Source organism: Sphingomonas hylomeconis (assembly GCF_025370105.1).
Classification (GTDB): Bacteria; Pseudomonadota; Alphaproteobacteria; order Sphingomonadales; family Sphingomonadaceae; genus Sphingomonas; species Sphingomonas hylomeconis.
In genome coordinates, this window is record NZ_JANQBK010000015.1 from 123,246 (window position 1) to 148,819 (window position 25,574).

At 66.5% G+C, this 25,574-nt stretch carries 21 protein-coding genes; 15 read left to right on the top strand and 6 right to left on the bottom strand.

Going from position 1 to position 25,574, the window contains the following annotated elements:
* Nucleotides 1-52 precede the first annotated feature (52 nt).
* The 4 genes from NV401_RS15650 to NV401_RS15665 all read left to right on the top strand — a co-directional run bounded on the left by NV401_RS15650 (nucleotide 53) and on the right by NV401_RS15665 (nucleotide 6,078).
* The gene (locus NV401_RS15650; RefSeq protein WP_261295377.1) at nucleotides 53-745 is read left to right on the top strand and encodes a glycosyltransferase family protein; all 693 of its coding nucleotides are present in this window, start codon (nucleotides 53-55) and stop codon (nucleotides 743-745) included.
* Nucleotides 746-747: 2 nt separating this feature from the next.
* Nucleotides 748-1,905: a nucleotidyltransferase domain-containing protein gene (locus NV401_RS15655; protein WP_261295378.1), complete on the top strand. Its 1,158-nt coding sequence runs from the start codon at nucleotides 748-750 to the stop codon at nucleotides 1,903-1,905.
* A 283-nt stretch (nucleotides 1,906-2,188) separates the two neighbouring features.
* Entirely contained in the window at nucleotides 2,189-5,053 is a 2,865-nt protein-coding gene (locus NV401_RS15660; RefSeq protein ID WP_261295379.1) for a TonB-dependent receptor, read from the top strand.
* A complete protein-coding gene (locus tag NV401_RS15665; protein ID WP_380816564.1) occupies nucleotides 5,053-6,078 on the top strand; it encodes a phytase in 1,026 nt (341 codons plus the stop codon). Before NV401_RS15660 ends, NV401_RS15665 begins: the two co-directional genes overlap by 1 nt.
* 115 nt (nucleotides 6,079-6,193) lie before the next feature.
* Here the strand turns inward: NV401_RS15665 and NV401_RS15670 are convergent, their stop codons facing one another.
* Entirely contained in the window at nucleotides 6,194-7,555 is a 1,362-nt protein-coding gene (locus tag NV401_RS15670) for a cytochrome P450 (RefSeq protein ID WP_261295380.1), read from the bottom strand.
* A 3-nt stretch (nucleotides 7,556-7,558) separates the two neighbouring features.
* Nucleotides 7,559-8,899, bottom strand: a complete 1,341-nt coding sequence (locus tag NV401_RS15675) for an MFS transporter (protein WP_261295381.1) — start codon at nucleotides 8,897-8,899, stop codon at nucleotides 7,559-7,561.
* Nucleotides 8,900-9,024: 125 nt separating this feature from the next.
* Between NV401_RS15675 and NV401_RS15680 the strand changes: the two genes are divergently transcribed.
* Both NV401_RS15680 and NV401_RS15685 read left to right on the top strand, forming a co-directional pair.
* Nucleotides 9,025-9,804 carry an SDR family NAD(P)-dependent oxidoreductase gene (locus NV401_RS15680; RefSeq protein WP_261295382.1) on the top strand — a complete coding sequence of 260 codons (780 nt, stop codon included), beginning with the start codon at nucleotides 9,025-9,027 and terminating at the stop codon, nucleotides 9,802-9,804.
* A gap of 108 nt (nucleotides 9,805-9,912) precedes the next feature.
* Entirely contained in the window at nucleotides 9,913-10,539 is a 627-nt protein-coding gene (locus tag NV401_RS15685; protein ID WP_261295383.1) for a TetR family transcriptional regulator, read from the top strand.
* Between the two features lie 143 nt (nucleotides 10,540-10,682).
* On the opposite strand, the gene NV401_RS15690 is transcribed toward NV401_RS15685, so the two are convergent.
* Both NV401_RS15690 and NV401_RS15695 read right to left on the bottom strand, forming a co-directional pair.
* Nucleotides 10,683-12,302: a choline dehydrogenase gene (locus NV401_RS15690; RefSeq protein ID WP_261295384.1), complete on the bottom strand. Its 1,620-nt coding sequence runs from the start codon at nucleotides 12,300-12,302 to the stop codon at nucleotides 10,683-10,685.
* Nucleotides 12,303-12,353: 51 nt separating this feature from the next.
* The gene (locus tag NV401_RS15695) at nucleotides 12,354-12,923 is read right to left on the bottom strand and encodes a TetR/AcrR family transcriptional regulator (protein ID WP_261295385.1); all 570 of its coding nucleotides are present in this window, start codon (nucleotides 12,921-12,923) and stop codon (nucleotides 12,354-12,356) included.
* 123 nt (nucleotides 12,924-13,046) lie between these two features.
* Here NV401_RS15695 and NV401_RS15700 point away from each other — a divergent pair, with 123 nt between their 5' ends.
* From NV401_RS15700 to NV401_RS15735, 8 genes are all read left to right on the top strand, one after another.
* Nucleotides 13,047-14,300 carry an acetyl-CoA C-acetyltransferase gene (locus tag NV401_RS15700; protein WP_261295386.1) on the top strand — a complete coding sequence of 418 codons (1,254 nt, stop codon included), beginning with the start codon at nucleotides 13,047-13,049 and terminating at the stop codon, nucleotides 14,298-14,300.
* The gene (locus NV401_RS15705; protein WP_261295387.1) at nucleotides 14,300-15,838 is read left to right on the top strand and encodes an acyl-CoA synthetase; all 1,539 of its coding nucleotides are present in this window, start codon (nucleotides 14,300-14,302) and stop codon (nucleotides 15,836-15,838) included. The genes NV401_RS15700 and NV401_RS15705 overlap by 1 nt, the downstream gene beginning before the upstream one ends.
* A gap of 151 nt (nucleotides 15,839-15,989) precedes the next feature.
* Nucleotides 15,990-16,772 carry an SDR family NAD(P)-dependent oxidoreductase gene (locus NV401_RS15710; protein ID WP_261295388.1) on the top strand — a complete coding sequence of 261 codons (783 nt, stop codon included), beginning with the start codon at nucleotides 15,990-15,992 and terminating at the stop codon, nucleotides 16,770-16,772.
* 10 nt (nucleotides 16,773-16,782) lie between these two features.
* Nucleotides 16,783-17,880, top strand: a complete 1,098-nt coding sequence (locus tag NV401_RS15715; RefSeq protein WP_261295389.1) for an acyl-CoA dehydrogenase family protein — start codon at nucleotides 16,783-16,785, stop codon at nucleotides 17,878-17,880.
* 24 nt (nucleotides 17,881-17,904) lie between these two features.
* Complete coding sequence (locus NV401_RS15720) at nucleotides 17,905-19,110, top strand: acyl-CoA dehydrogenase family protein (RefSeq protein ID WP_261295390.1); 1,206 nt, start codon at nucleotides 17,905-17,907, stop codon at nucleotides 19,108-19,110.
* A gap of 52 nt (nucleotides 19,111-19,162) precedes the next feature.
* Nucleotides 19,163-20,251, top strand: a complete 1,089-nt coding sequence (locus NV401_RS15725; RefSeq protein ID WP_261295391.1) for a hypothetical protein — start codon at nucleotides 19,163-19,165, stop codon at nucleotides 20,249-20,251.
* Nucleotides 20,248-21,258: a phosphotransferase family protein gene (locus NV401_RS15730; RefSeq protein ID WP_261295392.1), complete on the top strand. Its 1,011-nt coding sequence runs from the start codon at nucleotides 20,248-20,250 to the stop codon at nucleotides 21,256-21,258. Before NV401_RS15725 ends, NV401_RS15730 begins: the two co-directional genes overlap by 4 nt.
* Entirely contained in the window at nucleotides 21,255-21,668 is a 414-nt protein-coding gene (locus tag NV401_RS15735; RefSeq protein WP_261295393.1) for a hypothetical protein, read from the top strand. The genes NV401_RS15730 and NV401_RS15735 overlap by 4 nt, the downstream gene beginning before the upstream one ends.
* A 30-nt stretch (nucleotides 21,669-21,698) precedes the next feature.
* On the opposite strand, the gene NV401_RS15740 is transcribed toward NV401_RS15735, so the two are convergent.
* Together NV401_RS15740 and NV401_RS15745 are read right to left on the bottom strand one after the other, a co-directional pair.
* A complete protein-coding gene (locus NV401_RS15740) occupies nucleotides 21,699-24,731 on the bottom strand; it encodes a TonB-dependent receptor (RefSeq protein WP_261295394.1) in 3,033 nt (1,010 codons plus the stop codon).
* A 224-nt stretch (nucleotides 24,732-24,955) separates the two neighbouring features.
* Entirely contained in the window at nucleotides 24,956-25,228 is a 273-nt protein-coding gene (locus tag NV401_RS15745) for a DUF1488 family protein (RefSeq protein WP_261295395.1), read from the bottom strand.
* Nucleotides 25,229-25,374: 146 nt separating this feature from the next.
* Between NV401_RS15745 and NV401_RS15750 the strand changes: the two genes are divergently transcribed.
* A complete protein-coding gene (locus NV401_RS15750; protein ID WP_261295396.1) occupies nucleotides 25,375-25,566 on the top strand; it encodes a hypothetical protein in 192 nt (63 codons plus the stop codon).
* Nucleotides 25,567-25,574 lie beyond the last annotated feature (8 nt).

Sequence of the window (25,574 nt, forward strand, 5' to 3'; positions counted from 1 at the left end):
CGTTTTCTCCTGGCGGGACCAATGGAACCTCCGCCATGCACGAGCGCGGGTCGTGCACGAATATCATAGTCTGTCCGGCGGCTCTGCAGCGGCGTCGAAAGATCGGCTCAAGCGTCTGCTCGCACCACCGCCGGCGGGCAGGATATTCATCGACACGGCCATGCGCCTGCGCTTTGGGTTCGGGGAAGAAGTGCCAACGCTATACCGTCCGATGGGGATCGACGCTGCGCTATTCGGCTGCGCCGTTTCCACCACGATGCCCGACTATGATCTACTATATTGCGGCACCCTGCATCGAGCGGGTGTGATGCCAACGCTCGAGGAACTGGCGAAGCGCGGCTTTCGCGTCCTGGCGGTCGGCGCGGTACCGTCGGGTGCGACAAAAATACCGGGTGTCGAACTGACCGGCCCGCTCGCGCGGCCGGACCTTCCCCAGGCCTTCCAACGCGCCCGTTTCGGACTGAATTTCACGCCCGATGTTCATCCCTTCAACGTGCAGATCAGCACCAAGACCCTCGAATATGCTGCCGCCGGCTTGGGCGTCGTCGCGAACCGCTACCCCTGGATCGAGCGGTTTGCGCGGGAGACCGGCACGAGCGTCACATGGCTCGATACGCTGACGACTCCCGATTCACTGCCCACCGAGACAATTTTGCAGCCCAGCCTGGCACATCTGGAATGGGCGCGCATACTGGACGCAGCAAAGTTCGAGCCCTTTATCGCGGGCCTGGGTGGGAGCCGATAAGCGTGCCGGATGACGGGGAGATTGGACAGCGAAGGCTGTTGCTGGGATTATTGTTTCCGAAAATGCAGCGCGGGATGAATTGCGCTGTCGATACGCCCAATTGGGCGATCATCGATCAGCTGGCCCGCCGGCACCGTCTTGTCCCTCTTCTTCATCACCGGTTGCAGCAGTCAGATATCAGACCGCCGGACGACATGATGTCCGCCTGGGCAGAGCGTCGACGCCGATCGTTGCTGGCTTCGCTAAGGGCGCAGGCCGATCTTTGCTGGGTGCATGATTGCCTTGCAGAGTTGAACATCGACTATCGCGCGTTGAAAGGCGCGTTTTTGGCATGGCAGGTCTATTCGCATCCCGAACTGCGTCCGCTGCGCGATCTCGATGTGCTGGTGCCCGATTACGATGTGAAGCGCGCGTTTGACCACCTCCTTGCAAAGGGGGCGACCCGCCTGCCCCATGCGCCGGGCGACCCGAGCGCAGCGGTGCTGCTCGATCGCAAGCACCTGCCGCCGATACTATTGCCCAACAAGACGATTTTGGAACTTCACAGACGCCTGTTCAAGCCGACCCAGCCGATCGAACTCTCGCTGCAGCCGGGCTTCTGGAACCGCGCTTCCACCGCCGAAATAGCAGGCCGTGTGATCACCTTCCCCGATATCGAGGACCAACTGCTGCACCTAGTCGTTCATGCCGTGGATGATCACCTGTTTAGCAATGGCCCGCTGGCGCTTTCCGATATCGCGCTGATGCGTCAGCAGCCCGGCATCGACTGGCCGGCAGTGCACATACGATCCCTTGAGCTGGGATGCGCGCGGTCCCTAGGACTCGCTACGGCGATGGTCGAAGCGCTGGAAGGCGTGTCGTCGACCGGCGCTGTCGACGTGCCTTCCCCCGTTCTGGGCTCCGCACTGGATTTAACGTTGGGCGCACGAAGCGACTATCGGTCGATACCGAACGCCGCGCGCCACAAGACCGGCTTTTTCCGGCATCTACGCCTTGTGGTGGCAAGCGAGTTTGCAATTGATGTCGGCTCGTGGCGGACAGTCTTGCTGATCCCCCTCGCGACCTTCAGGGTATTGCGAAAGCGGATGAAACGCTCGATCGATGAAGATCAGATGGAAGTCACGCGGGTCAGCCTTTGGCTGCAGAACACCGCAAACTGACGATACTACCGACCGGCGCCGTGGGCTCCCGCCGTTGACGGGTTGGATCGTCCGGTTGCGACGAATGGTGCGGCGGGGGCTCCGCATCCCGACGAAAGACTCGGCGTGAGCCTTGCTCGTGCCAGGTGCCGCGCGCAAATCGCAACCGGTGGCGCGCCACTCGGCTCCCCCAGGCCGTGGTATTTACCGCGCCGTGTCACACCCGAGTAACGGAACCTACGCCGTCCCGTCACACCGCACGGCTAGCTGCGCGACATAATCAAACGATCCCGGGGAAATCGACATGACCGTCCGCACCGCGCTGCCGCGCGCGATCCGCTATGCCAGCTTGCTGGCCGCTACCGCGCTGACCGCACCGGCATTCGCCTCCACGCTGTCGGGCACCGTCGTCGATGCCAGCGGCACGCGGTCATTGCAGGGCGCGGAAGTGTCGATCGAAGCGCTCGGCCGGGTGGTCGAGGCGCAGGCCGATGGCAGCTTCCGGATCAGCGATCTGAAGGCCGGCCACTATATCGTGACCGCGCGCTATGTCGGCGCGACGCCGGTGTCGCAGGAAGTCGATATCGTCGACGATGCCGATGCACGGCTCGACTTCAGCCTGGGTGCGACGAGCAGCGCTTCGGGCGATATCGACGACATTCTGGTTATCGGCATCGGCGCCAACCAGGCCAGTGCGCTCTCCCGCCAGAAAGCTGCCGATGGCGTGGAAAGCGTGCTGTCGCGCGATGCGATCGGCCAAAATCCGGATCAGAACGTGGCCGAATCGCTGCGCCGCGTGCCCGGCATCTCGGTACAGGACGATCAGGGCGAAGGCCGCTTCGTGGTCATCCGCGGGCTCGCGCCGCAGCTCAACAACGTCACGATCAACGGCGTACGCATCCCTTCGCCGGAGGCCGACAATCGCGCACTGGCGCTCGACACGATCCCGTCCGAGCTGGTCGAATCGATCGAGGTGAAGAAGACGCTGACGCCGGACATGGACGGCGACACGATCGGCGGCTCGGTCTCGATCAAGACGACCTCCGCGTTCGACCGCAAGAAGGATCTGCTGACCTTCACGCTCGAAGGCTCGCGCAACGACCTGCGCGACAAATGGTCGCCCAAGGGCTCGGTCGATTTCTCCAAGCTGCTGAGCGACAATTTCGGCATTTCCGGCGGCTTCTCTTATTACAAGCGCCGCTTCGGCACGGACGGCGTCGAAGCCGCCGACTGGACGACCAGCGCGGGCGGCGTGACCTTCCCGGGCGAACTCGACTACCGCGCCTATGACGTGACGCGCACGCGCATCGCCGGCTCGCTGTCGCTCGACTGGCGGCCGTCCGACACGACGACGCTCTATGCCAAGGGCATCGTCAGCTCGTTCCGCGACGACGAGTTGCGCAGCCGCCTGCGCTTCACCCTGGTCGAAGGCACCGGCGCGACCGCCGTCACCGGCACCGGCGACAGCGCGACCTTCGCCTCGGGCGCCAGCTCGGCCAATCGCGTCCGCGTCCGCCGCGAGCTCAAGGATCGTACGGAAACCCAGGATATCTACAGCGTCACCGCCGGCGGCGTGACCGCCACGGGCAATTGGAAGATCGAATATTCCGGCAGCTATTCCTATGCCGACGAGATCGAGCCGAACCGCCAGGACACGATCTTCGATCGCCGCTTCCAGAACGGTGCGAGCCAGCTCAATCTCACGCTGACCGGGCTCGACACGCAGTCGCCGGAATATAGCGTGAGCAACCCGGCCCTGTTCACCAACGGCAGCGATACGCTGTCGAAGATCGAGACGACCGACGGCAAGAGCGTGGATCAGGAATATTCGGGGCGGCTGGACGTGGCGCGCGAGATGGCGCTCGACAACGGGTCGCTCGAGCTCAAGGCGGGCGGCAAGGTGCGGATCCGCGAGAAGCATTACGATCTCGACTTCAACTCCTTCGACGCGCTGACCAGCGGCAGCTTCCCGACGCTTGCCGGCCTGTCGCGCTCGATCGGCGATCGCGGGCTGATCGACATGAACCCGGCGGTCGATCCGCTGCTGGTGCGCGGCTATTTCAACGCCAATCGCGATCGGCTGGTGCGCAATCCGCTCGACAGCGATCTCGACAGCCTGGCGGCGAGCTACCGCGTCGATGAAGACATCTATGCGGGCTATGCGCAGGCACGCTACGACAATGGCACGCTGCGCGTGCTCGGCGGTGTGCGCGTCGAGCAGACGCGCAACAAGATGCGCGGCAACGCGGTGACGGTGATCGCGGAAAAAGGCACACTACCCGACGGCACGGAGGCGACGGAGGACACGCTGGTCAACGCGCCGGTGTCGCTCAAGCGCCAATATACCAACTGGCTGCCGAGCGTGAACGTACGCTTCGCGCCGGACAGCAAGCTGGTGTTCCGCCTCGCCGCAACCAAGAGCCTGGTGCGCCCGAACATCTCGGATCTCGCGCCGCGCTTCTCGATCAGCGAGGACGACGAAGGCGGGCGTGACGGCGAGTTCGGCAATCCCGATCTGAAGCCGTACGATGCGTGGAATTTCGACGGCTCGGCGGAATATTATTTCGCCGGCAACGCGGTGCTGCAGGTCGGCCTGTTCCACAAGCGGATCAAGGATTTCATCTTCCAGCAGCGCCTGGAGGACGTCACCGTGCGCGGGATCAACGTCGATACCGCGCTGATCTCGGTCAACGGCGATACCGCCTCGGTCACCGGCGTCGAGCTCAACCTGCAGGCCAAGCTGGATTTCCTGCCCTCGCCGCTCGATGGGCTGCTGGTCTCGGGCAATTATACCTATGTCGACAGCAAGGCGGATATCGGCGCCAACCGGCTCGCGCTGCCGGGCACGTCGAAGAGCATCTACAATGCCACGATCGGCTATGAAAAGGGCCCGATCCAGCTGCGCGCCTCGGCCTCGTACCGCGACAAGTACATCGACGAAGTGGCGGTCGACGACGACGGCAATGGCACGGCCGGCGTGATCGTCGATCATCGCCTGCTGTTCGATGTCGGCGCCAAGCTGCGCGTCGACCCGCGCGTGCAGCTGACCGCGGACTTCATCAATATCGGCAATGAGCCGTTCGATCGCTATTACGGCGCCGACGGCCGCGTCGCGCAGCACGAACAATATGGCTGGACCGGCAAGTTCGGCGTAAAGGTCACGCTGTGATCCGCGCGCTTCTCCCCCTGATCCTGCTCGCCGGCTGTGCCGGTGCCACGGAAACGCCCCCCGCCTCGACGCTCGCCACCGCATCGGTCACGGCGCGCGGCGAAACCGACGCGGTCGGCACCGCCAATGCCGATGCGGCGGACGATCCCGCGATCTGGCGCAACGCCGCCGATCCGGCGGCCAGCCTGATCGTCGGCACCGACAAGAAGGCCGGGCTGTACGTCTATGGCCTCGACGGCAAGGCGCGCTCGTTCCTCGATGCGGGCCGGGTCAACAATGTCGATCTGCGCAGCGACGTGCGCATCGCCGGTACGCCGGGCGTGCTGGTCGCGGCGTCGGACCGCAGCGACAAGGCGCAGGCGATGGTCGCCTTGTTCCGGCTCGATACCGCCACCGCTAAACTGGTGCCGCTGGCCAAGCTGCCGGCCGGCGCCGGTGAAGCCTATGGCATGTGCCTGTATCGCTCGGGCGATGCGGTGTTCGCGTTCCTCGTGATGAAGGACGGCACGATCGCGCAGATGGCGCTCGATCTGAGCGGCGCGACGCCGACCGGCAAGGTCGTGCGGCGAATGAAGCTCGGAACGCAATCCGAAGGCTGCGTCGCCGACGATCGCACCGGGCGGCTATATGTGGCGGAAGAGGATGTCGGCCTGTGGCGCTTCGATGCGGCGCTGACCGGATCGGCCACGCCGGTGCCGATCGCCAAGGCCGACGGGCAGCAGATCGTCGCCGATGCCGAGGGCGTGGCGCTGGCGGGCGAGTATGTCGTCGTGTCGAGCCAGGGCGACAATGCCTATGCGGTCTACCGGCTGGATGACGACTCCTATGTCGGCCGGTTCCGCATCGCCGCGGGCACGATCGACGGCACCAGCGAGACGGACGGGATCGAGATCGCGCGCGGCGATTTCGGGCCAGCGTTCCCGGGCGGGCTGATGGTCGTGCAGGACGGCGACAACGCGCCCGACGCGCAGAACTTCAAGCTCGTCGCCTGGGACGACGTGGCGGCAGCGCTCAAGCGCGACTAGAGCGAATTGAGAAAGGCGCTCAGCCGCCGCGCGGCATGGCAGGCCCGGCCGGCCATACCGGTTTTTGACCTGCCCGCCGCGGACGATCCTGCCTGACGCGGTGCGGCAGGCCGCATCACACCGGCACGAACCGCACCGGCAGGCCGTCCTTCGGGCGCGGGATCGGGAACACCTGCCAGGCATCGCCGCTGCCGGCCGGCGCCGCGATCCGGTAGCGCGAGAGCAGGTGCACGATCAGCAGCCGCATCTGCATCGTCGCAAAGTGCAGCCCCAGGCACATATGCGCGCCGCCGCCGAACGGCACCCAGGCGAAGCGATGCCGCCCCTTTGATGCTTCGGGCGTAAAGCGCAGCGGATCGAAGCGGTCGGGATCGGGCCAATGCTCGGCCATGCGATGCGTATAGGTGATGCTCACGCCGACATTGGCACCGGCCGGAATGTCGTAGCCGCCGAAGCTGAACGCCTTGAGCGCGCGGCGCGGGATCGACGGCACCGGGGGCATCATGCGCAGCGCCTCCTTGAACGCATAGTCGGTCAGCACGAGCCGATCGAGCTGCTCGGTCACCGGCACGTCCGGATCGAGCGTGGCGATCTCGGCGCGCAGCCTGTCCTGCCATTCCGGATTGCGGGCGAGCAGCATGATCATGCTGGTTGCCGAGGAGGTGATCGTGTCGTGCGCCGCCATCATCAGGAAATTCATGTGATCGGCGATCGCCAGCGCCGACAGCGGCTGGCCGTCATCGTCGGTGGCGCGACAGAATTGCGAGAAGAAATCCTGGCCGTCGCCGGCGCGGCGCGCGGGGATCTCGCGCTCGAAATAGTCGATCAGATAGGCGCGCGCCTTGACCCCCTTGCGCATCTGCGTGCCCGGCCACGGCTTGCGGATCGGCGTGACGCTGGCCTGCACCTCGTCGACGAAGGCTTGGTTGATGCGGTCCGCCTCCGCGCCCAGTTCGACGCCGAAAAAGCTGGTCGCGGCGAGATCGAGCGTCAGCTTCTTGATCGCATCGTAGAATGTGAACTCGCGCCCGCCCCAGTCGGCGACCCGCGCGGCGATCCCGGCATCGAGCTGCGCGGCGTAATGCCGCATGGGCTCCGGCTTGAACGCCACCGACAGCGCCTTGCGATCGCTGCGATGCTTGTCGAAATCCATCAGCATCAGCCCGCGCGGGAACAACAGGTTGAGGATCGGGCCCCAGCCCTGCTCCGACGAGAAGATGCGATCGCGATCGAACAGGATCAGCTCGTTCGCCTCGGGCCCGAGCAGGGTCAGCCCGCTGCCGCCCATCCCGCGGCTGCGATAGACATGCCCGAAGCGCGCCGCCATCCGCTCGGTAAAGCCGACCGGATCGGCCAGGATTCGGAACGTGTTGCCGACCAGCGGCGGGCCATTGTCACCGGGAATATGATCGATCGCATCGCGCGGCGCACGCGGCAGCCAATGCGGGTTCGCCTCAAACGTATGGGCATAGGCCATGGATCAGCTCCTGACGGGGTCGACGGAAAGGGCGAGTTCGGCCACCACCGCGGCATGCGCGGCCTGATCGAGTGGCCAGCGCCACACGACCCACACCGCCGCAGCCATCAGCAGCAGCGGGAGCGCGACGAACAGGGCGACCAGCCCGGCAATCGCGGCATCGCTGTTGATCGCGCCCGGCGCAGCCTGGAACCCGATCAGGGCGAGCAAGGGATAGACCAGCCCGACCGGCAGTGCATGCGCGATCTTGGTGGTCATCACTAGCGTCGCGCTGAACAGTCCGGTGCAGTCGCGCCCGCTGTCGCGCCGTTCGACGTCGAGCACATCGGCGAGCATTGCGCGCATCAGGAACGGGAAGGCGGTGAACGGCATCCCTGCCAGCGCGAGCACCGGAATCGCGACCATCACATTGCCCGGCGGCAGGAACGCAATCACCGTGGCGGTGATACAGAACAGGACGCCGGCGACCCCCGCCGTGCGATGCTTGCCGATGCGATAGGCGAGCTTCATCCACAAGGGTGCGGCGACCAGCCCGGCGAGGAAATAGGGCAAGAGCAGCGCGCTGGCGGTGGCCGCGTCGAAGCGCAGGCGATGCTCGAACACGAAGATGAACATCGCCGCAAGCACGCCGGTCGCCAGCCCGGCAAGCAGATCGGCGAGCAGCAGGCGCCGCATCAGCGCATTGACCAGCACGCGCGCGAAGTCGCTGTGCACCGGCGCAGACGGCGGCGGGGGCATCGCCCGCTCGGGGGTCGTCGCGAGCACCAATATCGTGCTGAGCGCACTGGTCAGGATCAGGAACACGCCCATCGCGTGGATTCCCGCGGCAGGCGCCGTGGTGTGCAGCAGCCGTGCGGTCAGCGGCGGCAGCGCGAGCACGACGAGCAGCCCGAGCACCGTCGCCGCCTGAATCCAGCCGAAAATACGCGACCGATCATGATAGACGTCGGTCAAGGTTGCCGCCCAGGCGAGATGCGTCAGCAGGAACAGCGACATGCCGATATACAGGCCGAGCAACCCGCCGAACGCGCCAAGCGGCGAAATGCCCGGGCGGGCCATGAACACGAAGGCGGTGAAGGCCGTCATCAGCACCGCGCCGATCACGAACCAGGGCCGGAACCGTCCCCAGCGCCATCGTGCGCGATCCAGCATCTGTCCGAACAGCAGATCGAACGGCAGATCGATGATCCGCACGGCCACGAAGATCAGCCCGACCAGCGCCAGGTTGAGCCCCAGCGTGCCGGCATAATAAGGCGGCAGATGTACCGTCAGCGGCAGCCCGGCCGCGGCGATCGGGAAGGCCGGCGCAGTAAACGCGGCAAGGCGCCATCGATCGATCGCCATCTGCGCACCTACTCCCATACGACCCGCCGAGGATTTTGCATCGCAGCTTGGCAAGGCGGGATTATTGCCATAACTAATGTTTTGCAACCGTGATCGTATGATCACAGCAACTGGACGGAGAGACAATGGATATCGGGAACAGCGCCGCAGTCGTCACCGGCGGCGCATCGGGCCTTGGCGCCGCCACCGCGCGCCTGCTGGCATCCAAGGGCGCCAAGGTCGCACTGTTCGATCTGCAGGAAGAAAAGGGCGAAGCGCTTGCCGCCGAGATCGGCGGAATCTTCTGCAAGGTCGACGTGACCTCGGACGACAGCGTCGATGCCGGCTTCGCCAAGGCACGCGCAGCGCACGGCCAGGAGCGGATCCTGGTCAATTGCGCCGGTACCGGCAATGCGGTGAAGACCGCCAGCCGCTCGAAACAGGACGGATCGATCAAGCACTTCCCGCTGGAAGCGTTCAACTGGCTCATCCAGATCAATCTGGTCGGCACGTTCCGCTGCATCGCCAAATCGGCCGCCGGCATGCTGACGCTGGAGCCCGGCGCAGACGGCGAGCGCGGCGCGATCGTCAACACCGCCAGCGCCGCGGCAGAGGACGGTCAGATCGGCCAGGCGGCCTATTCCGCTTCCAAGGCGGGCGTCGTCGGCATGACGCTGCCGATCGCGCGCGACCTGATGGGCGAAGGCATTCGCGTCAACACGATCCTGCCCGGCATCTTCGACACGCCGTTGCTCGCCGCCGCCCCGCAGCCGGTGCGGGATGCGCTGGCCGCCTCGGTGCCGTTCCCCAAGCGGCTTGGCCGGCCGGAAGAATTCGCACAGCTTGCCCTCACGATGATCGAGTGCGGCTATTTCAACGGCGAGGACGTGCGCCTCGACGGTGCGATCAGAATGGCGCCGCGCTGAGCGCAAGCTCGCGCCGAGCACCTGACGGGACGGTAGTACCGGGGGGTACCGTCCCGTCGAACCTTACACGATCTTGCCCTGCGGCGCATTTCGGTGAACAGGCGCGGCATGGCTAGGGAAAAGGCGACGGCGGAGACACGCGCGCGGCTGCTGGAAGCGGCCAGCGTCTTCATGCGCGACAATGACACGCTCGATGTCTCGCTCGATCAGATCGCGCGCACCTCGGGGCTGAACGGCGCGCTGGTCGGCTACCATTTCGGCAGCAAGACCGGGCTGCTGCGCGCGCTGCTCGAGCGCGATGCCGGCGCCGCGCTCGACCAGCTCGAACAGCTCGTCACCGCCGACCTGCCGCCGGTGACCAAGATGCGCCATCATCTGCAGGGCCTGATCCGCACCTATGCCAAGGTGCCGTATCTCAATCGGCTGGCCGTGTTGCTGCTCAAATCCGGCGATGCCGGCTCGGCGGCGAACGTGGCGCGGCTGGTTCGCCCGGTGATCGACGCGCAGCGCCGCATCATCGAGCAGGGCATCGCCTCGGGCGACTTCCGGCCGATCGATCCCTTGCTGTTCTACTTCGCTTCGATCAGCGCCTGCGACGGCATCTTCGGCGGGCGCGCGACGCTGACGGCCTTGTTCGATTATGACGGGCCGGTCGACGCACTCCGCCGGGTCCATGCCGAGCAGACCGTGACGCTGCTGCTGCACGGGCTGGCGAAGGCGCCGGAGCGAGATTGAGCTCATCGCGCCGACCAAAGCGCACCGTGCTCCTGCGCCCGCAGGAGCCCAGAGCAACAAAGCGCAGCCCTTGTGACCCTGGCCCCCCGCTTTTGCGGGGGAACAGCAGTGCTTTCGGACCGCCGGCCACGCGGCTGCGATACCTACCCCGCCCGCGCCAGCCTTGTCCCGCGCAGCATATCCGCGGCATGCTCGGCGATCATGATCGTCGGCGCGTTGGTGTTCGATCCGATCAAGGTCGGCATCACCGAGGCATCGATCACGCGCAGTCCCTTCAGCCCGCGCACCGCCAGCGTCGCGTCGACCACCGCCAGCGCGTCGCCCTCCGCCCCCATCCGGCAGGTGCCGACCGGGTGATAGATCGTCTCCGCCTTGCGCCGCACCCAGGCGTCGATCTCGTCGTCGCTCTGCACCGCGTCGCCCGGCGACAATTCCTCCGCGCGATACGGCTCGAGCGCCGCCTGTTTCGCCACGTCGCGCCCGATCTTGACGCAATCACGCATCACGCGGCGATCCTCCGGCGTAGCGAGATAGTTGGCGAAGATCGTCGGATCGGCGAACGGATCGGCCGAGCGCAGCCCGATCCGCCCGCGGCTCTCCGGGCGCAGCTGGCACAAATGCAGCGTGAAGCCATCGGCCTTGGCGTTGGTGCGGCCATGATCCTGCATGATCGCCAGCACACCGTGGATCTGCACGTCGGGCCGCGACAGCCCCTCGCGCGACGAGATGAACGCCCCCGCTTCGAGGAACTGCCCCCGGCCCGGCCCCTTGCCGCGCAGCGCATAATTGAGCCCGACGCCGATCATGCCGAGTCCCTTGGTCAGCGCGTGCGCGGTGCGCAGGCCGCGCGAGCGCCAGTTCATCACCACATCGAGATGATCCTGCAGATTTTCGCCGACACCGGGCAGCGCGTGCACCACGCCCACCCCCGCCGCGGTCAGCCGATCGGGATCGCCGATGCCGGAGAGTTGCAGGATATGCGGTGATTGTACCGCGCCGGCGCAGAGCAGCACCTCGCGCGCGGCGATCGCGGTTTCCGCGCGCTGGCCCTTGTCGAGCACATAGTCGACGCCGGTCGCGCGGCCCTGCTCGATGCGGATGCGCGTCGTGCGCGCGCCGGTAAGGCAGGTCAGGTTGCGCCGCGACAGGACGGGCCGGAGATAGGCGGCCGCCGTGCTCCAGCGCTTGCCGTCGGCGATCGTCAGGTCGTAGCGGCCGAACCCTTCCTGCTGCGCGCCGTTGAAATCGTCGGTCACCGGATAGCCGGCCTGTTCCCCCGCCTTGATCAGCGCATCGTGGAACGGGCTGTCGGATTCGCCCGCCGAAATGGTCAGCGGCCCCGATCCGCCATGCAGCTCGCTGTCGCCGCGATGATGGCCTTCGAGCCGGCGGAAATAGGGCAACACATCGTCGAACGACCAGCCGGGCAGCCCCATCTGCCGCCATTCGTCGTAATCCTGCGGATGACCGCGCGTATAGACCATGCCGTTGATCGACGAACTGCCGCCCAGCCCCTTGCCGCGCGGCCACCACAAACGACGATTGTCGAGATGCGGCTCGGGCTCGGTGTAGAAGCCCCAATTGCTGGCATTCTTGTCCTTGAGCAACGTGCCGACGCCGGCCGGCATGCGCACCAGCACGCCGTCATTCCTACCGCCCGCCTCGAGCAGCAGCACCGTGACGTCGGGATCCTCGGTCAGCCGCGCGGCCAGCACGCAGCCGGCCGATCCCGCCCCGACGATCACATAATCGTAGCTTTGCATCCCCGTCTCCTGTCCGTCCCGCTTGTGCGGAATCGTTGCCTCGAAAAGATCCTATCGATCGCACAGCAGCGCGAAAAGCCCGTCGCGCAGCGCGGCGCGATCCATGCCCTCGGGCGGATGCACCTCGCCCAGCCCCGCCGCGAGCAACGCGAAGGCGCGGATCCCCGCCTCGGTCGGCGTGAAGCCATGCGCTTGCAATTGCGCGGCGAGGAACGCCATGATCTTGTCGTCATGATCGCGCACCGCATCGGCCGCGCGCCGATCGCTTTTCGCCCAAGCGCGCATCGCGAGTGCGAGCTGCGCCAGATCATGTTTGCGCACATGATCGGCAAAGGCGCGGATGCGCTCGATCGGGGGCAGCGACGATGCCGCGATGCGGGCCAGCAAGGGATCGATCTGCGCGCCGGCGAAATAGTCCGCCAGCGCCGCCTGATAGCCATCGAAATCCTTGAAATGATGGTAAAAGCTGCCGGTCGAGGCGCCCAGCGCATCGGCCAGGCTGCGCAGCTTCAGCGCGCGCAGCCCACCGCTTTTCAGCAAGGTCTGGCCGATCTGCAGCCAGTCCCGCGGTGCGAGATCGCTGCGCGCGGCCGGCGCCGCCGCAAATCCGGGATCAGGCATCGACACGCCGCTTGACAAAGTCTATCTCCATAACGAATGTTACGCCACAACGAAGCCCGTGGCAATCGGGCACAAGCAGCGCCGCGCACTTTAGCGCGGGCGCCGCCAAACATGGAGAGTGATGTGGGCGACGCTTTGATCATCGATGCCGTCCGGACGCCGCGGGGCATCGGCAGGACCGGCAAGGGCGCGCTGGCGCATATGCATCCGCAGCATCTAGCCGCGACGGTGCTCAAGGCGATCGCGGAGCGCAACCATCTCGACACCGCCGATGTCGACGACATCATCTGGTCGACCTCGACGCAGCGCGGCACGCAGGGTGGCGATCTCGGGCGGATGGCGGCGCTCGATGCCGGCTACGATATTAAGGCCAGCGGCACGACGCTCGATCGCTTCTGCGGCGGCGGGATCACCGCGGTCAATTTCGCCGCGGCGCAGATCATGAGCGGGATGGAGGATCTGGTCGTCGCCGGCGGCACCGAGATGATGTCGATGACCGCGCAGATGATGCAGGACGAGATGGCGGCGGGGAAGCGCCCGATGGGCATGGGATCGGGCAATGCCCGGCTCGCGCAGAGCCATCCCCAGTCGCACCAGGGCATCTGCGGCGACGCGATCGCCAGCATGGAAGGGATTTCCCGCGAGGCGCTCGACGCGCTCGGGCTGGAGAGCCAGCGCCGCGCGGCCGTCGCGATCGCCGAGGGGCGGTTCGACAAGAGCCTGGTGCCGGTGACCGACGAAAGCGGCGCGGTCGTGCTCGAGAAGGACGAATATCCCCGCCCGCAGACCACGGCCGAGGGGCTTGCGGCACTGCAGCCGGCGTTCGCCGCGATGGCCGATATCCCGCTCGACAAACAGGGCACCACGTTCCGCAGCCAGATCAACCAGCGCTATCCCGATCTCAAGATCGAGCATGTCCATCATGCCGGAAATTCCTCCGGCGTCGTCGATGGCGCGGCGGCGGTGCTGCTGGCGAGCGAGGCCTATGCCGCGGAACATGGCCTGAAGCCGCGCGCGCGGATCGTGGCGATGGCGAATATGGGCGACGATCCCACGCTGATGCTCAACGCCCCCGTGCCGGCCGCGCGGAAGGTGCTGGCCAAAGCCGGGCTCACGGTCGACGATATCGACCTGTGGGAGATTAACGAGGCGTTCGCGGTGGTGGCGGAGAAGTTCATCCGCGATCTCGGGCTCGATCGCGACAAGGTCAACGTCAATGGGGGGGCGATCGCGCTCGGCCATCCGATCGGCGCGACCGGCGCGATGCTGATCGGCACGATCCTCGACGAACTCGAACGCCGCGATCTCAAGCGCGGGCTGGTCACGATGTGCGCGGCAGGGGGCATGGCCCCGGCGATCATCATCGAGCGCGTCTGATGCATCCGGTCCATCACGCCCAGGCAACGCCCGACAAGCCGGCCTATATCATGGCCGGCACCGGCGAGACGGTAACCTACGGCCAGCTCGACGCGCGCGCCAACCAGGGCGCGCAGCTGCTGCGCGCGCTGGGGCTCAAGCGTGGTGACGGCATTGCCGTGCTGATGGACAATTCGGCGCGCTATCTCGAATTGATGTGGGCGGCGGAGCGCACCGGCGTCTATTGCACCTGCCTGTCGTCCAAGCTCAATGCCAGCGAGGCGGACTATATCCTGCGCGACGGCAATTGCCGCGTGCTGATCGCCAGCAAGGGCTGCGCGAGCGTCGCCAATGCGCTGCTGCCGGCGATCGGCGATGTGACGCGCTACATGGTCGACGGCACGATCGCGGGCTATGAGTCCTACGAAGCGGCGCGCGATGCGATGCCCGCCACGCCGATCGCCGATCCCGTGCCGGGCGGCATCCTGCTCTATTCCTCGGGCACCACCGGCAAGCCCAAGGGCGTCAAGCACGCGCTGTCCGACGAGCCGTTCGGCACCAACGTCTCGCCGCTCGTGATGCTCGGCAAGGGGCTGTACGGCTTCACGCCGGAGATGGTCTATCTCTCCCCCGCACCGCTTTATCACGCCGCGCCGCTGCGCTGGTCGATGGCGGTGCAGCAGACCGGCGGCACCGTGGTGGTGATGGAGCGCTTCGATCCCGAGGCGGCGCTGCGCTATATCCAGCAATATCGCGTCACCCATGCGCAATGGGTGCCGACGCACTTCATCCGCCTGCTCAAGCTGCCGCCAGAGGTCCGCGCGCGCTATGACGTGTCGTCGCTAAAAGCCGTCTGGCATGCCGCCGCGCCCTGCCCGATCCCGGTCAAGCAGGCGATGATCGACTGGTGGGGCCCGATCATCGGCGAATATTATGCCGGCACCGAAGGCAACGGCTTCTGCGCCATCTCCAGCACCGAATGGCTGACGCACCAGGGCTCGGTCGGCCGCAACCTCACCGCGCAGACCAAGATCTGCGACGACGACGGCAACGAACTGCCCCCGCGGCAGGAAGGCACGGTCTATTTCGCCGGCGGCGGCGTGTTCGAATATCATAACGATCCCGGCAAGACCGCCGAAGCGGCCAACGCCCACGGCTGGACCACGCTCGGCGATGTCGGCTGGCTCGATGAGGAGGGCTATCTCTACCTAACCGATCGCAAGAGCTTCATGATCATCTCGGGCGGGGTCAACATCTATCCCGCCGAGATCGAGAATTTACTCGTCACGCATCCCAAGGTCGCCGACGTAGCGGTGATCGGCGGTCCGCACGAGGAAATGGGCGAGGAAGTGATCGCGATCGTCTGCCCGGCCGATCCGTCCGAGGATCGCGAGCAGCTTGCCGCGGAGCTCAACGCCTTCGCCCGCGCCCATCTCAGCCATGTGAAGGCGCCGCGCCGCATCGACTTCCGCGAGGAACTGCCGCGGCACGAGACGGGGAAGCTCTACAAAAGGCTGCTGCGCGACGAATATTGGGCGAAGGCGAAGGTGCCGGCATGAGGGATACCCTGCCACGCCCCAGAAACCACCCCGGCGAACGCCGGGGCCCAGTTTCGGAACGTGCGCTGGCGGACGCTGCGCACGATTACATTGACCTTCACGACTGGGCCCCGGCGTCCGCCGGGGTGGCGATAGCAGAGAGCGGCCGGCAATGAAGCTCGGCCCCGATATCGCCGCGATCGTCACCGGCGGCGCCTCCGGCCTCGGCTACGCCACCGCCACCGCGCTCCGCGACGCCGGCGTCAAAGTCGCGCTGTTCGACAAGAATGCCGAACTCGGCCTCGAGGGCGCCGCCGCGATCGGCGCGACCTTCTGCGCCGTCGACGTGATGGATCACGCCAGCGTCGAGGCCGGCTTCGCGACCGCGCGCGCGGCCAATGGGCAGGAGCGCATCCTGGTCAATTGCGCGGGCGGCGGGTTCGGCGCGTTCAAGACCGCGGGACGCGACAAGCAGACGCGCGAGATTGCCGCCTACCCCGTGGATCGGTTCGAACTGACCGTCCAGCTGAACCTGATCGGCACGTTCCGCTGCATCGCGCTGTCCACCGCAGGGATGCTCACGCTCGCCCCACTCGACGGCGAGCGCGGCGCGATCGTCAATACCGCGTCGGCGGCGGCGGAGGACGGGCAGATGGGCCAGGTCGCCTATGCCGCGGCCAAGGCGGGGATCGTCGGCATGACGCTGCCGATCGCGCGCGATCTGATGGGCGAAGGCATCCGCGTCAACACGATCCTGCCCGGCATCTTCGATACGCCGCTGATGAACCGCGCGCGCCCACAGGTGAAGGAGGCGCTCGCCGCCTCCGTCCCCTTCCCCAAGCGGATGGGGCACGCCGAGGAATATGCCCGGCTCGCGCTCGAGATGATCACCAACGGCTATTTCAATGGCGAGGATGTGCGGCTCGACGGCGCGATCCGCATGGCGCCGCGCTGAGAGGAAGCACATGAACTTCGATTATTCCGACGAGCAGAAATTCCTCAAGGACGAGGCGCGCAAGTTTCTCGCCGCGCACTGCGGCAGCGATCGGGTGCGCGCCGTGCTCGACCATGCCGATACGGCCTATGACGCCAGCCTGTGGCAAGCCGTCGCCGACCAGGGCTGGCTCGGCGCAGCGATCCCGGAAGAACATGGCGGGCTCGGGCTTGGCCATATCGAGCTGTGCGCGATCGCCGAGGAACTGGGCCGCGCCTGCGCGCCGATCCCGTTCGCCTCGACGGTCTATTTCGTTGCCGAGGCGCTGATGCTGTTCGGCAGCGACGCGCAGAAGGCCAAATGGCTGCCCAGGATCGCCGCCGGCACGGTGATCGGCGCGTTCGCCACGTCGGAGGGCAGCGGCCCGGTCACCGCCCGGTCGCTCGGCGCCAGCGTCGCGGGCGGCACGCTCACCGGCGAGAAGATCCCGGTCACCGATGGCGACGTCGCCGACCTGATCGTCGTGCTCGCCCGGGACGGTCTCTATCTGGTCGAGAAGGGCGCCGGCGTCGCCGCCGAGACGCTCGCCACGCTCGATCCCACCCGCAGCGCCGCGCGGCTGACCTTTACCGATGCCCCGTGCGAAAAGCTCGGCAGCGATGACGGCATCGCCGCGATGCAGGCGGTGTTCGATCGCGCCGCGGTGCTGCTGGCGTTCGAGCAACTCGGCGGCGCGGATCGCTGCCTGGATATGGCCAAGCGCTATGCGCTCGATCGCTATGCCTTCGGGCGGCAGATCGGCGGCTATCAGGCGATCAAGCACAAGCTCGCCGACATGTACGTCAAGAACGAGCTGGCGCGCTCCAACGCCTATTACGGCGCCTGGGCGCTCAATGCCGGCGCTGCCGAACTGCCGCTCGCCGCCGCCACCGCGCGCGTCGCCGCGTCGGACGCCTTCTGGTTCGCCTCCAAGGAGAATATCCAGACGCATGGCGGGATGGGCTTCACCTGGGAATCCGATTGCCACCTCTATTACCGCCGCTCGCGCCAGCTCGCCCTGGTCGCCGGCGCGCCGGCCGCGTGGCGCGAACGGCTCGTCGGCCAGCTCGAAATGCGCAACGCCGCCTGAACGGGCCGCCTGAAAGGACGAACCATGGACTTCACGGACAGCGACGCCGAAGCCGCCTACCGCGCCACCGCCCGCGACTGGCTGGCAGCCAATTACGCCGAGCATCAGGCCACGCAGCACGACAGCGACATCGCCCGCGGCAAGGCATGGCAGGCGCGGAAAACGGCCGGCGGCTATGCCTGCATCACCTGGCCTAGGGAATGGGGCGGCGGCGGCGGCACGCCGATCGAAAGCGTGATCTTCGGTCAGGAAGAGGCGCAATATGCCGTCGACGGCGGCTATTTCACGATCGGTCTCGGCATGTGCGTGCCGACCGTGATGGGCTTTGCCGATGACGCGACCAAGCACCGGTTCGTCGGCCCCGCCGTGCGCGGCGACGAGATCTGGTCGCAGCTCTTCTCCGAACCCGCCGGCGGTTCCGACGTCGCGGCGATCCGCACCCGCGCGGTGCGTGATGGCGAGGATTGGGTGGTCAACGGCCAGAAGGTCTGGACCTCGGGCGCGCATTACAGCGATTTCGGCATCGTGCTGGTGCGCACCAATCCGGACGTGCCCAAGCATCAGGGCCTGACGATGTTCTGGCTCGATCTCAAATCGCCCGGGATCGAGATCCGCCCGATCCACCAGATGTCGGGCGGCTCGAACTTCAACGAAGTGTGGTTCAGCGACGTGCGCATTCCCGATGCGCAGCGGCTGGGACCAGTCGATGGCGGCTGGAAGGTCGCCTTGTTCACGCTGATGAACGAGCGGCTCGCGGTCGGCGCGGGCGGCGGCGTGGGGCCGAAGGATATCCTCAAGTTCGCGGGCCAGGCCGATGGGCCGGACGGGCCGTTGCTCAAGGACAGCGCGTTCCGCCAGAAGCTCGCCGACTGGTGGGTCCAGTCCGAAGGCCTGCGCAACACGCGGATGCGCACGATCACCGCTTTGTCCAAGGGCCAGGCGCCGGGGCCGGAAAGCTCGATCGGCAAGATCGTCGCCGCTAACCAGTTGCAGGAGATCGGCAACAGCGCGGTCGAGGCGGCCGACCAATACGGCATCATCGCCGATCCCGCGCTCGCACCGCTGAACGCCGCGTTCCACATGGCGACGATGTCCGCGCCGGGCCTGCGCATCGCCGGCGGCACCGACGAGATCCTCAGGAACATCATTGCCGAGCGCGTGCTCGGCCTGCCAGGCGAGATCCGCGTCGACAAGGATCAGGCGTTCAAGGATCTGCCGGTGGGAGCATGAGTGTCGTGCCGACCGTGGCTGTTGCCGACGATGCCGTTCCCACAGGCGCGCCATGCTGACGCGCGGCGACGATTATCCGCTGCACCAGACGGCCGGGCCGATCGCCTATGCCGGCACCGATCGCAATTTCTACGATCGCTATTTCTTCAACGGCTATCCGGCCGATCCGACGGACGATCGCATGTTCGCGCTGGCGTTCGGCATCTATCCGCAGCTCAACATCGCCGATGCATCGTTCTGCTGGCTGGCAGGCGGGCGGCAGATCAACCTGCATGCCAGCCGCTGGCTGAATATGGAGCGGATGGCGCTCGAGGTCGGGCCGGTGCGCATCATCGTGGAGCAGCCGCTGCAGCGTCTGCGCGTGCTGGTCGAGTCGCCCGAACACCGCATCGCCGCCGACATCGTCTTCACCGGCCGTTCCTTTCCGATCGAGGAACCACGCTTCACCCGCCGGCTCGGCCCCCGCACCTTCCTCGACTACACACGCCTGACGCAGAACGGGCGCTACGAAGGCTGGGTCGAGGTCGATGGCACGCGGATCGATGTGGCCGGGTTCGTCGGCACGCGCGATCGGTCCTGGGGCGTACGGCCGATCGGCGCGCGTGATCCGCAAGCCCCCGCCCCCGCGATACTGCCGCAATTCTTCTGGTTGTGGAGCCCCTGCGTGTTCGACGATGGCGACCTGTTCTTCCACACCAACGACGATGCCGACGGCCGCGCCTGGAACCGGCGTGCGGTCTGGGCCCCGCTCGATACCCAGGCGGGACAGGAGCAGCATTTCGGCCACGTCGCAGCGACGATCGACTGGCGGCCCGGCAGCCGCAACGCGCGCGGCGCGACGGTCGCGCTAGATGGCGGCACGCTGACGTTCGAGCCGTCGCGCGATTTCCACATGCTCGGCCTTGGCTACGGCCATCCGCGCTGGGCGCATGGCACGAACCTGGGCGAGCAGATCGTCGAGCGCGAGGAATTCACCGCGCTCGATCCCACGCTGCCGCACCACTTCCACGTCCAGGCACTGTCGCGCGTCACCTGGCGCCATGCCGACGGCCGCACGCGGATCGGGCGCGGCGTGCTCGAACAACTCGCGATCGGCCCGCACGCGCCGTCCGGCTTCACCGGGCTGATGGACGTGGCATGAGTCTCGACGCGCAACTCGCCGCCTATCTCACGCGCCGCTGGCAGGCGCCGGTCGAGATCGAGGGCCTGTCGCGCATCCCCGGCGGCGCGAGCCGCGAAACCTATCGCTTCGACGCGCTAGTGGGCGACACGCGCCGTCCGCTGATCTTGCGGCGCGATCCGGCTGGCAGCCTGATCGACACCGATCGCCGCACCGAGTTCGAGGCCTATCGCACCGCTCATGGTCGCCTGCCCGTCCCCGAACCGATCGCGCTGGAGATCGACGGCGCCGAGCTCGACCGCCCTTTCTTCCTGATGCAGCGGATCGACGGCGGCATCGTCACCTCGCCCTTCGCGGCGCAGCCGTTCGGCGCGCACGCCCCGGCGATCGGCATCGCCTTTTTCCACGCACTGGGCACGCTGGCTGCGCTCAATCCCGCCGGCACGCCGCTCGGCTCTCTGCTCCCCGCCCCTGCGCCCGATCAATGCTGGCGCGTCGCGCTGGATCATTGGGCCGCTGCAATCCTGCGCGACGAGGCGCATCCGCAACCCATCGTTCGCGCCGCGATCCGCCGGCTGTACCGCCACCCGCCGCCGCCCGCCCAGGCGGTGCGCATCCTGCACGGCGATTACCGCTCGGGCAATCTGATGCACGACGGCGCCGGGCAGATCCTGGCGATCCTCGATTGGGAACTGGCGCATCTCGGCGATCCGCTGGAGGATCTTGGCTGGGCGTTCGATCCGCTGTGGAATCACTTCGATCCCGGCACGGTGTGCGGGATGATCCCGCAGGCGCAGGCGATCGCGCTGTGGGAAGCGGCGAGCGGCTTGCGCGTCGATCCGGCGGCGCTGCGCTGGTGGCAATTGTTCAACGCGGTCAAGGGCCAGGCGATCTGGACCGGCGCGGCGCGCGAATATCGCGGCCAGGGCTGCATCGATCCGATCCTCGGCATCTCCGCCTGGTATACCGCGCGGCGCCACGACGAGATTTTGGCCGATCAGTTGCAGCGCTTCGGAGACGCGGCATGACCCCGACGCTGCCGGAAATCCTGCGCGGCAACTTCATGAGTCTCGCCATCCCCGCCACGCCCGACATGGCCGGCCAGTTCATGACCGCGCGGGTCAGCGTGATCGCTTTGCTCAACCTGCTCGGCGCTCAGGAGGCCGAACGCGGCACCGCGGGCGCAGTGCGCGAGAACCGGATGATCAGCGACCTGCTCGGCAGTGCACCGGCCTATGCGGTGGTCGTGCCCGAACCGAGGGACGCTCCTTCGCCGGCGGCGATCGATGCGCATAATGCCGCGCTGCGCCGTGCCCTGATCGCGCTGCACGAAGCGGTCGAACAGCGTGGCGACGACGCGACCGAGGCACGCATTCTCGCGCTCTACGCGGCGATGGCCGAGGGCCGGAAACTCATTCTCCCGCCGCTGCCGGGGTGACGGGGCGGCGATCGCGCCGCCCCTGTGCCGTCAGAACTTGAACCCGATCGACGCGCCATAGCGCCGCGGCTCCAGCGTGAAGATGTTGGTGTAGAGCCCTGCCGCCGGGTCAGTGAGGAACTGCCCGGTGATGCTGTCATTGTTCTGCAGGTTCTGCACGAAGATCCGCGCGAAATAGCGGTCGTTCGGCCCGTTGAAACGGATCTGCGCGTTGATCTGTTCGAAATTGGGGATGCGATCGATATTGCTGTTCTGCGGCCGTGCATAGAATTCGCCGGTATAATTGTAATCGCCGCGCAGCACGATGCTCGCGCCGCCCCTCAGATCGAACGTGTACTGAGCGCCGATCGCCACCTTGTAGTTGGGCGAGCCGGGCAATTGGTTGCCGTTCAGGCTTTGCGATACGCCGAGCGGCAGGGTCGGCACGGCATAGCCCGAATCGAGCGAGAAGCCGAGCGGCCCGCGCGCGAAGCCGAACGCCTGCAGCACGGGGCCGAGTGCCGCCAGCGTCGATCCGGGTGCGTAAGGCGCGCCCGCCACCGCCGCCGCGAGCAGCGCGCAGGACGATAGCGCGCCGCGCGCGTTGGTTCCGGGCACCGGCACGGTGCCCGACTGAAACAGCGCGCCGCCATTGGCCGCACCGGTCGCCCCGTTGATGAACGCGTTGACCGCGCCGACCAGCGCCGATCCGTTCGCCCCGGCGGTCGGGATCAGCACGCAGTTGGACGAATTCTGCACGTCCTTGATGATCGTCACGTCGCTGCGCCCGGCGGAGGGGTCGCGCGGATCGACCAGTGACAGGTCCTTGATCTTGGTGTGCAAATAGCTGGCGGACATGTTGACCACGAAGCGCGGCGTCGGCGCGACGATCGCTTCCAGCTCGGCGCCGTAGATCGTCGCATCGGTATTGTCGTTGAACGAAGTGCGGTTGAGGATGCGGCTGATCTGCATGTTCTTGTATTTGTAGTAGAAGGCCGAGGCGTTGAGCCGCACCTGCCCGTTCAGGAAGCTGTTCTTCGAGCCGATCTCATAGGCGTCGATATTCTCCGGCGCGAAGCTCAGCGGCGCGACGAAGGTGGGATCGACCGGCGGGTTGATGCCGCCCGATTTGTAGCCGCGCGAATAGCTCGCATAGAGCAGGTTGTTGGGGCTGATCTTGAAATCGAGCACGGCGCGCCCGGTGACGTCGTCAAACTTCACGCTTGTCGCGCGAAACGGCTGATAGCCCGCGCGCGTCAGATCGGCATCGCCGAAAAAGCCGCCCGTGCCGTTCGGCGCGCCGGCCAGCGACGAGCCGTACAGGTCGGTGCTGCCGACGGGCGCGGGGATCGTGGCGATCGGGCTGCGCGAGGCGATCGACTTGTCGTCGTTCGAATAGCGCCCGCCCAGCGTCAGCTTCAACCGGTCATTGAAGTTGACATAGGCTTCGCCGAAGATGCCGTAGGATTTCAGCGCATAGCGCGACGATTGGTTGGCGAAGAAAGGCGGCCCCAGGAACCGGCCGTTGCCGGCCTGCGCGCCGCCCAGCACCGCAGCACCGTAATCGATCCCGGTCGAGACGACATAGTAATTGGCGTCGCGCTGCACCTGCTTCACATAGATGCCGCCGAGCCGGAAGTTGAACGCGCCGTCGAACTGGGACGCGACCTGCGCCTCCGCCGACCATTGCGTCGAACGCCCGCTCGACCGATCGAAATCGATCTGCCGGATGGAGCACGCGGCGGTATTGCCGCCGAATACCCCGGTCAGGCTGGCATTGGGCTCCGACGCGCAGAACTGGCCGCCACGGAAGACCGGCGCGAGCGACAGCGGGAAGGTCGCCGCCGCCGCGGAGGCACGCGCCAGCGCTTCCGCCGAATAGGGATTGGCCACCGACAGCGTGTAATCGCTCCGCGCGTCGACCGAGTTGCGCGCATAGCCGCCGGTCAGCGTGACGTTGAACCGCCCCAGCGTCTGTTCCAGCCGGCCGAACAACTGCACTTCGTCGGCGAAATAGGTCGGATTGTAATCGACGCTGACGGTGCGCAGGTCGGTCGGATTGACCACACCGGCGAACGCGTCGGTGCCGTTCAACACGTTGTTGATGCCAAGATTGCCCAGCGCGCCGCCTTGTGCCAGCGAGGCCAGCGCGAACAATTGCCGCGAGGAGAGTGCGGCGGCCAGTGTGCCGTTGGCATTGGTGGTCTCGAAGCCCAGCCGGTCGGGCGAGCAGCCGAGCACTGCGGTCGGATCGCGATGGCACAATTGCTTCTGGATCCGCGAGCGATTGTCCTTCTCGTGGAAATAATAGCCCATCAGGTCGATCGTCGTGTCGCTGGTCGGCTGCCAGCGCAGCGACCCGCGGATCGCATAGAGATCGCGCCCGTCGATCCGGCTATTGTCGAACAGGTTCTTGGTATAGCCGTTGCGGTTGAGATAATAACCGGCGACCCGCAGCCCGAGCGTTTCGCCGAGCGGCAGGTTGAACATGCCCTGCGCCTTGACCGAATTGTAATTGCCATATTCGAACTCGCCCGAGCCATGGATCCCGGTCAGATCCGGCTTGGCGGTGATGAAGTTCGCCACGCCCGAGGTCGCGTTGCGGCCATAGAGCGTGCCCTGCGGCCCACGCAGCACCTCGACGCGCTCGAGATCGAAATATTCCGTCTCGAACAGGCGCGTGCTGAGCAGCGGGATATCGTTGACATGGATCGCCGTCGCGCTGTCGCAGCTCGATCCGACGCACAGGTCGCCCACGCCGCGGATGGTGAAGCTGGCCGAGGTGAACTGGCCCTTGGTGAAGGTTACGTTGGGCAGCGACAATTGCAGGTCGCTGGCATTGTTGATCTGCTGCGTCTTCAGCGTCTCGGCCGAGAAGGCCGAGACCGAGATCGGCACGTCCTGCAACCGCTCCGACTGGCGCTGCGCGACGACGATGATGTCCTCGATTGCCGAGTCGCCAGGCCGCGCATCGCCCGTCGGCTGGCTTGCCGTGCCCGGGGCCGGCCCGATCGATTGAGCATGAGCGCCTGTCGCGGCGAGCGCGGTCAGGCTGGCGGCGCAAAGCAGATACGTCCTCGTCATGGCGTTTCCTCTCCCTGTGGCCCTGCGGCCGCGGCAGTCTTGCGCTGCCGAGGTTAGATTGTGCGCATAACTAATCTTATCGTCAATCGCAGCACCTGCAGCATAATTGTCCGAAAGCCGCAGCGGAATTGAGCGTCCGCGGCGCACACACGAAAACGCCCGGTCGGCGCGGGGCCGACCGGGCGTTTCGTTCCCTACCGATCGCCGGATGCCCGGCGCGGCGCTTATTCGAGATCGTTCTCGCTGATCACGATCACCGCCTGGTCGCTGTTGCGCGCCAGTGCGACGAGCCCCGCCTCGGCGACCGTGTCGCTGAAACGATGGAACTGCTCGACCGCATCGTCCTCCGGCGCGTCGCCGCTCAGCGCTTCGAGCACGGCATATTGCACCGCGAACTCGTAATCGTCGCCGTCCACTTCGGCGGTGAACTCGACCAGCGATTCGTCCACATTGTCGAGCACGGTCGACAGGTCGATGTCCATTTTGTCTGCAGCCACTTGAGATTCCTTGCTTGGTCGCTGGCACGATGCGCGCCCCTGGGAGGCGCATTGATCAAACGCTTATCGCCGGTCAAGTTCGGCCGCGCGCTTTGCCCGTGTCAAGAACGATTGTTTCGAACGGCAAAGCTCTGGTACGGGGGGGCATGACCGTGATCGAGACCTACCGCGCCAATGCTGCCGCCCAGCGCGAAGCAGCCGAAAAGACCAACCTCCCGAACCGTCGTGAGATGCACGAGCGTTCGGCGCTGACCTGGGAAACCATGGCGATCAGCGCCGAGGCCACGATCGGCCGCGCGCTGGTCAACCAGGCGGCCAAGGCCGAACGCGAAGCCTGACCGCGACC

Excerpts from the sequence above, each read along its gene's own strand:
- NV401_RS15710 (WP_261295388.1), top strand. The coding sequence starts at position 15,990 with ATGAAGCTCGGCCCCGATATCGCCGCGATCGTCACCGGCGGCGCCTCC.
- NV401_RS15660 (WP_261295379.1), top strand. The coding sequence starts at position 2,189 with ATGACCGTCCGCACCGCGCTGCCGCGCGCGATCCGCTATGCCAGCTTG.
- NV401_RS15675 (WP_261295381.1), bottom strand. The coding sequence starts at position 8,899 with ATGGCGATCGATCGATGGCGCCTTGCCGCGTTTACTGCGCCGGCCTTC.
- NV401_RS15685 (WP_261295383.1), top strand. The coding sequence starts at position 9,913 with ATGGCTAGGGAAAAGGCGACGGCGGAGACACGCGCGCGGCTGCTGGAA.
- NV401_RS15725 (WP_261295391.1), top strand. The coding sequence starts at position 19,163 with ATGCTGACGCGCGGCGACGATTATCCGCTGCACCAGACGGCCGGGCCG.
- NV401_RS15735 (WP_261295393.1), top strand. The coding sequence starts at position 21,255 with ATGACCCCGACGCTGCCGGAAATCCTGCGCGGCAACTTCATGAGTCTC.
- NV401_RS15680 (WP_261295382.1), top strand. The coding sequence starts at position 9,025 with ATGGATATCGGGAACAGCGCCGCAGTCGTCACCGGCGGCGCATCGGGC.
- NV401_RS15715 (WP_261295389.1), top strand. The coding sequence starts at position 16,783 with ATGAACTTCGATTATTCCGACGAGCAGAAATTCCTCAAGGACGAGGCG.
- NV401_RS15695 (WP_261295385.1), bottom strand. The coding sequence starts at position 12,923 with ATGCCTGATCCCGGATTTGCGGCGGCGCCGGCCGCGCGCAGCGATCTC.
- NV401_RS15740 (WP_261295394.1), bottom strand. The coding sequence starts at position 24,731 with ATGACGAGGACGTATCTGCTTTGCGCCGCCAGCCTGACCGCGCTCGCC.
- NV401_RS15730 (WP_261295392.1), top strand. The coding sequence starts at position 20,248 with ATGAGTCTCGACGCGCAACTCGCCGCCTATCTCACGCGCCGCTGGCAG.
- NV401_RS15750 (WP_261295396.1), top strand. The coding sequence starts at position 25,375 with ATGACCGTGATCGAGACCTACCGCGCCAATGCTGCCGCCCAGCGCGAA.
- NV401_RS15690 (WP_261295384.1), bottom strand. The coding sequence starts at position 12,302 with ATGCAAAGCTACGATTATGTGATCGTCGGGGCGGGATCGGCCGGCTGC.
- NV401_RS15705 (WP_261295387.1), top strand. The coding sequence starts at position 14,300 with ATGCATCCGGTCCATCACGCCCAGGCAACGCCCGACAAGCCGGCCTAT.
- NV401_RS15670 (WP_261295380.1), bottom strand. The coding sequence starts at position 7,555 with ATGGCCTATGCCCATACGTTTGAGGCGAACCCGCATTGGCTGCCGCGT.
- NV401_RS15720 (WP_261295390.1), top strand. The coding sequence starts at position 17,905 with ATGGACTTCACGGACAGCGACGCCGAAGCCGCCTACCGCGCCACCGCC.